Source organism: Clostridia bacterium, from assembly GCA_012841935.1.
In the GTDB taxonomy this organism is placed as follows: domain Bacteria; phylum Bacillota; class Peptococcia; order DRI-13; family DTU073; genus DUTS01.
Map to the genome: position 1 here is coordinate 1 of DUTS01000056.1, position 6,708 is coordinate 6,708.

Genomic DNA, 6,708 nt, shown 5'->3' on the forward strand with positions numbered 1-6,708 from the left:
GAAGCATTAGTACGTGAATTAAGCGGACAAAAAAAACAGGTTAGATCTAGTCGTAAAAAAACTTCCAAGGTGCTTTCGCCGGAAATTGAAAGCTTGGAAGCACGGTTAAGGGAGAAATATGCCACTAAGGTGAGTATTAAACCAGGAAAAAAAGCTGGTAAAATAGAGATAGAATATTATGATTTAGCAGATTTAAACCGTCTTTTGGACATTTTGCTTTGAAAAATGTGGAAAAGTTATTTTTTGAAGCGAAATTTGCATTTTCTTGTTGCAAAGTTTTTTGAAAGTGTTAATATTAATAAAATAAGTATTTTAAAAAGTTTGCTTGCTCAAAGACGGGGAGGGGTAGCATGGGGTGTCAATGTGAAAAAAAATATCCGCAGGAAACACAGTGGGAATTTATTGAGCGTGTGATTCAAAGATATCAAGGACAAAAAGGGGCCTTGATTCCTATTTTACATGCGGTACAGCAAAAAATAGGTCATTTGTCCGAGGAAGTGCAAACTTATATTGCTCAAAAAATGCAGGTGCCCTTGAGTGAGGTCTACGGAATTGTTTCATTTTATACACTATTTTGTATTGAACCTAAGGGAAAACATAAAATTAGTGTTTGTTTAGGTACTGCTTGTTATGTGCGTGGGGCTGGTTTTATTTTGGATGAGTTGGAAAAACAATTGGGAATTAGAGTGGGTGAAACAACCCCAGATGGGTTGTTTACTTTGGAAGCTTGCCGTTGTTTGGGGGCTTGTGGTTTGGCTCCGGTGTTAATGGTAGATGATAATGTGCACAGTCGTTTAACCTTAAAAGATGTACCGGAAATCATCCATAAATATAAATTTGATGAGTGAACGAGGAGGATGGAGGCATGTGTTCTTTAAAAGAATTGCAGGGAATTAAGACAACTGAAAAGGAGAAAGCGGCATCACGGGAAAAGGCGGGGCAAGTTACTTTAGCTGTGCATATGGGAACTTGTGGGATCGCCAATGGTGCCCGAGTTGTTTATAATACGGTAGTTAATGAATTGAAAAAACGGGGTTTAAATAATGTTTATCTTACTCAAACTGGCTGCCCCGGACTTTGTTTTTTGGAACCATTGATTACCATTTTGGAACCAGGTAACAAGCCTTATATTTATGGCAAAGTTACTGCAGAAAAAATGGAAAAAATTGTTCTGCAGCATTTAGTTAATGGACAGCCGATTACCGAATGGTTGGTTAATTTGGAAAAATAAAGTGGTATGACCGGAGGAGGGGAATTATGGACTTTTATCGTGCTCATGTTTTTGTCTGTACAGGTGCTAATTGTGCCTCTAAAGATAGTAAGCAGTTAGTGAATAAATTGCGTGAAAAATTAGCCGAGCAAGGTCTTACTAAGGAAATTCAGGTAATTGAAACTGGTTGTTTTGATCTATGCTCTTCAGGACCAATTATGGTTATTTATCCAGAAGGTGTTTTTTATTGTCAAGTACAGGAGGCCGATCTTGATGAAATTATTACTGAACATTTCTTACGCGGTCGAGTAGTTAAACGCCTTCTATTTCGCGATAGTAAAACAGCCGTTAAAACTAAGGAATTTGCCGAGTTGGATTTTTTTAAACATCAAGAAAGAGTGGCTTTGGCCAACTGTGGTTTAATCAATCCGGAAAAAATTGAAGAATATATTGCTCAAGGCGGCTATTTCGCTTTAGCTAGAGTAGTTCATGAAATGACTCCTGCAGAAGTTATTGAAGAATTAAAAAAGGCTGGTTTAAGAGGACGAGGTGGGGGAGGATTCCCGACTGGCTTAAAATGGGAGTTTGCTTATCGAGCTGAAGGTAAACAAAAATATGTGGTTTGTAATGCTGATGAAGGAGACCCAGGTGCTTTTATGGACCGCAGTATTTTGGAAGGTGATCCTCATTCTGTTTTAGAAGCCATGGCCATTGCTGGTTATGCCATTGGAGCTGATCAGGGTTTTATTTATGTGCGTGCCGAATATCCCATTGCGGTGGAAAGACTGCAGTTGGCGATTGAACAGGCACGGGAAATGGGACTTTTAGGTGAGAATATTTTTGGGCATAATTTTAATTTTAATATTGAACTGCGTTTAGGGGCTGGTGCTTTTGTCTGTGGTGAAGAAACCGCTTTACTTGCTTCTATTGAAGGTAAAAGGGGTGAGCCAAGACCTAGACCGCCTTTTCCGGCTAATTCAGGTTTATGGGGTAAACCTACAATTATTAATAATGTTGAGACTTTAGCTAATATCCCTCGGATTATAAAAAATGGTTGGCAGTGGTTTGCTAGTTTAGGTACGGAAAAAAGTAAGGGAACCAAAGTATTTGCTTTAGCGGGTAAAATTAAAAATACTGGTTTGATTGAGGTGCCGATGGGAACTACACTGCGTACTATCGTTTATGACATAGGGGGAGGCTTGTTAAATGATAAGGAATTTAAAGCAGCCCAAACCGGAGGTCCCTCGGGAGGCTGTATCCCCGCTTCTTTATTAGATACACCCATAGATTATGAAAATTTAATAGCTGTGGGCGGTATGATGGGTTCTGGTGGGTTAATCATTATGGATGAAGATACCTGTATGGTTGATATTGCCCGTTTCTTTTTAGAATTTACTCAAGATGAATCCTGTGGTAAATGTCCACCCTGTCGCATTGGTACGAAACGGATGCTGGAGATTTTAACTAAAATTACAGAAGGTAAAGGCACACCAGAGGATTTGGAGCATTTGGAAACATTGGCCAAAACAATTAAAAATGCTTCCTTGTGTGGTCTCGGTCAAACGGCACCTAATCCAGTTTTAAGCACACTCCGTTATTTCCGTGATGAATATGAAGCACATATTTATGAGCAACGCTGTCCGGCAGGTGTTTGTACTGCTTTATTATCTTATCGGATTGATCCAGATAAATGTCGTGGCTGTGGTTTATGTGCCCGTAATTGTCCAGAAGAAGCAATTAGTGGTAAATTAAAAGAACCTTTTGTCATTGATCCGGAGTTGTGTATTAAATGTGGTACCTGTATGGAAGTTTGTCGCTTCGATGCGGTCTATAAAGGGTAATTATTATGGGGGGTGTGAAGCAAAAATGGGCTTAGTTAATTTGACAATAGATGGACAAAAAGTACAAGTGCCGAAGGACAGTACTATTTTAGAGGCAGCTCGTCAGGCCGGTATCAAGATCCCTACTTTGTGTTATTTAAAGGAAATTAATCAATTAGGTGCTTGTCGAGTTTGTTTGGTGGAAATTGAAAAGGTACGCGGTTTGAAAACCGCTTGTGTTTATCCGGTTGCAGAAGGTATGGTTGTCCGCACTAATACGGCTGAAGTTAGAGAAGCACGTAAAGCTGTAGTAGAATTAATTCTTTCCAATCATCCTTTTGAATGTTTAACTTGTGATCGCAATACTAAATGTGAGCTTCAGGCTTTGGCTAAACAATTGGGAATTACAGATGTGCGTTTCCAGGGTGAAAACACAGTATTTAAGCGGGATCAGTCTTCAGCAGCTATTGTGCGGGATCCTGATAAATGTGTGCTGTGCCGACGCTGTGTCAGTGTTTGTCAGCAAATTCAAGGTGTAGGTGTTTTGGGTACTACGGAAAGAGGTTTTGCCAGTATTATTGCTCCACCTTTTCAGCAGTTGTTAAATGAAACTGATTGTGTTTATTGTGGACAATGTGTCAATGTTTGTCCTGTGGGGGCTATTACGGAAAAAGATGATACTGATTTAGTTTGGGCAGCTCTGCAAGATTCTCGACGGCATGTGGTGGTGCAGACTGCACCGGCCGTAAGGGCTGCTTTGGGTGAAGAATTTGGTTATCCAATTGGCACTTCGGTAACTGGTCAAATGGTAGCTGCTTTAAGAAAATTAGGTTTTGATAAAGTTTTTGATACTGATTTTACAGCTGATTTAACTATTATGGAGGAAGGACATGAGTTTTTGGAGCGTTTACAAACTGAAGGGAAATTGCCTTTAATTACTTCCTGTAGTCCTGGTTGGGTTAAGTTTTGTGAACATAATTACCCTGAATTTCTAGATAATTTATCTACGGCCAAATCACCACAGCAAATGTTTGGTGCTTTAGCTAAAACCTATTATGCTCAGAAAATGGGGGTTAATCCTGCTGATGTTTTTTCAGTTTCGATTATGCCCTGTACGGCCAAAAAATTTGAAAAGGAACGTCCGGAATTAAGAGATAGTGGATTTGCCGATGTAGATGCGGTGCTTACCACTCGTGAATTAGCGAAAATGATTAAAATGGCTGGTATTAATTTCCGGGAATTGCCTTGGGAAAAATATGATGAGCCTTTGGGTATTTCCACAGGTGCTGGTTTGATTTTTGGAGTAACAGGTGGTGTTATGGAGGCAGCTCTAAGAACGGTTTATGAAGTAGTTGCGGGTAAAACCTTGGAAAAAGTAGATTTTGTAGAAGTACGCGGTTTAGAGGGTGTAAAAGAGGCGGTAGTCACTATTCCCTCTTTAGGTGAAGTAAGGGTGGCTGTAGCCCATGGTTTGGGTAATGCTAAAAAAATATTGGAGAAAGTAAAAGCTGGTGAAGTTGAATATCACTTTATTGAAATTATGGCTTGCCCCGGTGGTTGTGTAGGAGGTGGCGGGCAACCTTTGGTTAGCGGCCCAGATCGCTTGGCTTTGGAAGAACATTATTTGGCTTTAAGGGCTAAGGCAGTTTATCAAGAGGAAAAGACAATGACTTGGCGTAAATCCCATGAAAACCCGGCCATTAAAGAATTGTATGCTGAGTTTTTGGTAAAACCATTAAGCGAAAGATCAGAACAGTTATTGCATACAGGTTATACTGTTCGACCTAAATATCGTGCTTTAACTTGGCAGAAATAATTTTCCCCAGAACACATAATTAATTATGTGTTCTTAATTTTGGGGGTAGGGGAGGTTTAGTGATGGAGAATTTATGGTTATTACTTACCGCTAATGCTCCGCTGTTAATGTTAATTACTTTGGGTGTAGTTTTACTTTTGTTAATAGTTTTTATAATTACTTTTGCTGCCTTGCGGAGGACAACTAAAAAGTATAAACTATTAGTAGCTAATGTTTCGGGCGAAAATTTAGAAAAGTGTATTTTGAAAAATAATAAGAAGTTAGAACAAGTTCTGTTTGAAATGAATATTTTCCGTGAGCGATTGGAATATATGGAAAGTTTAACACATAAATGTGTGCAAAAAGTAGGACTATATCGCTTTGATGCTTTTCCCGATACAGGTGGTAAACTAAGTTTTGCTTTGGCTTTATTGGATCATAATGATCAAGGTGTGGTAGTTAGCAGTATTTTTGGTCGTGATGATGCTCGGGTCTATTGCAAAGCTGTACAGCAAGGTAAAGCTAAACAGCAACTTTCCATAGAAGAGGAAAAGGCAATTCGCAGGGCATTGGGTTTTGTAGAGTAAAATTATTTGAAAAGCAGGAATTTGGTTAAAAATGGCGAAGCAAATAATTCCGATCTAAAATTTTAGAGGAGTTAAAAAAATAATGGTTTTTTGGGAAAATCTAAAAAATAAATTATGTGTAAAGTGGTTTACTTTCGGAAAAAGCAGAAGAGACCGTAAAAGAAAAAAATTCACCATGCTGATTGTACCTCACAATCAGGCACAGGCGGTAAAAAATATTAGTTTCCCCTATTGGTGGTTAAAATTGGGGAGTATCCTGGGTATTATTGTTTTAATTTTGGTTAGTACCCTTATTCTTAATTATTTTTCTTTAACTTATTTGGCGGTGGAGAATAAGGAACTGCGGGAAATTAATACTCAGCAGAGTAAAGAAATAAAGGATTTGAAAAATAGAACTGGAGAAATGCGGCATAAATTAGAAGGTTTAATGGAAATAGACCGTGAGGTTAGAGCTAAGGTAGGTTTAAGCGAAGAGGTGGTTCCTAATGTACAGGCTTCACGGGGTGAAGCTGGTTATTTAACAGATAACTTTTTTTGGGAAGAACGGGTGAAACATTTTGCCGGACAGGATGATCAAGAAGAATTAGAGGATTTAAAAGCAGAACTGGTTAAAATAGATTGGCAGTTAACTTCACAAATGCGGCATATGGAACGTTTGAAATCTGAAGTGGAGACCCGTGTAAATAGACCAGCTCAATGGCCTTTGCGGGGCTACATTACTTCACCATTTGGGATGCGTAAAGATCCTTTTGATGCTAGTCGTGAGGAATTCCATAATGGTTTAGACATTGCCGGCCCTTATGGGGCACCAATACGGGCTGCTGGAAATGGTGTGGTAACTTTTGCCGGTGAAAAAGGCAATTGGGGACAGATGGTTTTAATTGCCCATGGTTTAGGGTATGTGAGTCTTTATGCCCATAATTCTTCTTTACTAGTAGAAAAAAATGAGCAAATAGTTAGCGGGCAAATTATTGCTCGTTTAGGTGATACTGGCCGCTGTACAGGTCCGCATCTTCACTTTGGAATAGCTAAAAATGGGGAATGGATTGACCCCTTAGAAATATTAGAGTAAGGAGTGAAGTTAAAAAAGAAAATGTTTAAGAGAAAAAGAGAAAAAACAGATAACTCATTGGGAAAAATGAATACAATTATTGGTAAGGGTACAGTTTGTGAAGGTATTATTAATACTGCTGGTTCACTGCGGCTTGATGGTGATTTTAAAGGTGAAATTAAGGTTGAAGGTGATTTAATTGTGGGGGAGAATGCTGCTGTTGATGCCGTAATAGAGGCTAATAA

8 protein-coding genes are annotated in these 6,708 nt (G+C 38.9%); all 8 read left to right on the forward strand.

Going from position 1 to position 6,708, the window contains the following annotated elements; translation table 11 throughout:
• Positions 1-222, forward strand: a 222-nt coding sequence (locus tag GX687_03320; protein HHX96479.1) for a hypothetical protein, incomplete at its 5' end; no start/stop codon positions are given.
• 128 nt (positions 223-350) lie between these two features.
• Positions 351-848: an NADH-quinone oxidoreductase subunit NuoE gene (gene nuoE, locus GX687_03325; GenBank protein HHX96480.1), complete on the forward strand. Its 498-nt coding sequence runs from the start codon at positions 351-353 to the stop codon at positions 846-848.
• A 17-nt stretch (positions 849-865) separates the two neighbouring features.
• Positions 866-1,231 (forward strand): (2Fe-2S) ferredoxin domain-containing protein, encoded by a 366-nt coding sequence (locus tag GX687_03330; GenBank protein ID HHX96481.1) that lies wholly within the window; start codon positions 866-868, stop codon positions 1,229-1,231.
• Positions 1,232-1,257: 26 nt separating this feature from the next.
• The gene (gene nuoF, locus GX687_03335) at positions 1,258-3,051 is read left to right on the forward strand and encodes an NADH-quinone oxidoreductase subunit NuoF (GenBank protein HHX96482.1); all 1,794 of its coding nucleotides are present in this window, start codon (positions 1,258-1,260) and stop codon (positions 3,049-3,051) included.
• Between the two features lie 25 nt (positions 3,052-3,076).
• Positions 3,077-4,846 (forward strand): 4Fe-4S binding protein, encoded by a 1,770-nt coding sequence (locus GX687_03340; protein ID HHX96483.1) that lies wholly within the window; start codon positions 3,077-3,079, stop codon positions 4,844-4,846.
• Positions 4,847-4,908: 62 nt separating this feature from the next.
• On the forward strand, positions 4,909-5,412 hold the full coding sequence (locus GX687_03345) for a DUF4446 family protein (protein HHX96484.1): 504 nt from the start codon (positions 4,909-4,911) through the stop codon (positions 5,410-5,412).
• A gap of 82 nt (positions 5,413-5,494) precedes the next feature.
• The gene (locus GX687_03350) at positions 5,495-6,484 is read left to right on the forward strand and encodes a peptidoglycan DD-metalloendopeptidase family protein (GenBank protein ID HHX96485.1); all 990 of its coding nucleotides are present in this window, start codon (positions 5,495-5,497) and stop codon (positions 6,482-6,484) included.
• Between the two features lie 3 nt (positions 6,485-6,487).
• Positions 6,488-6,708 (forward strand): cell shape determination protein CcmA (locus GX687_03355; protein ID HHX96486.1); only part of this gene is annotated, 221 nt, incomplete at its 3' end.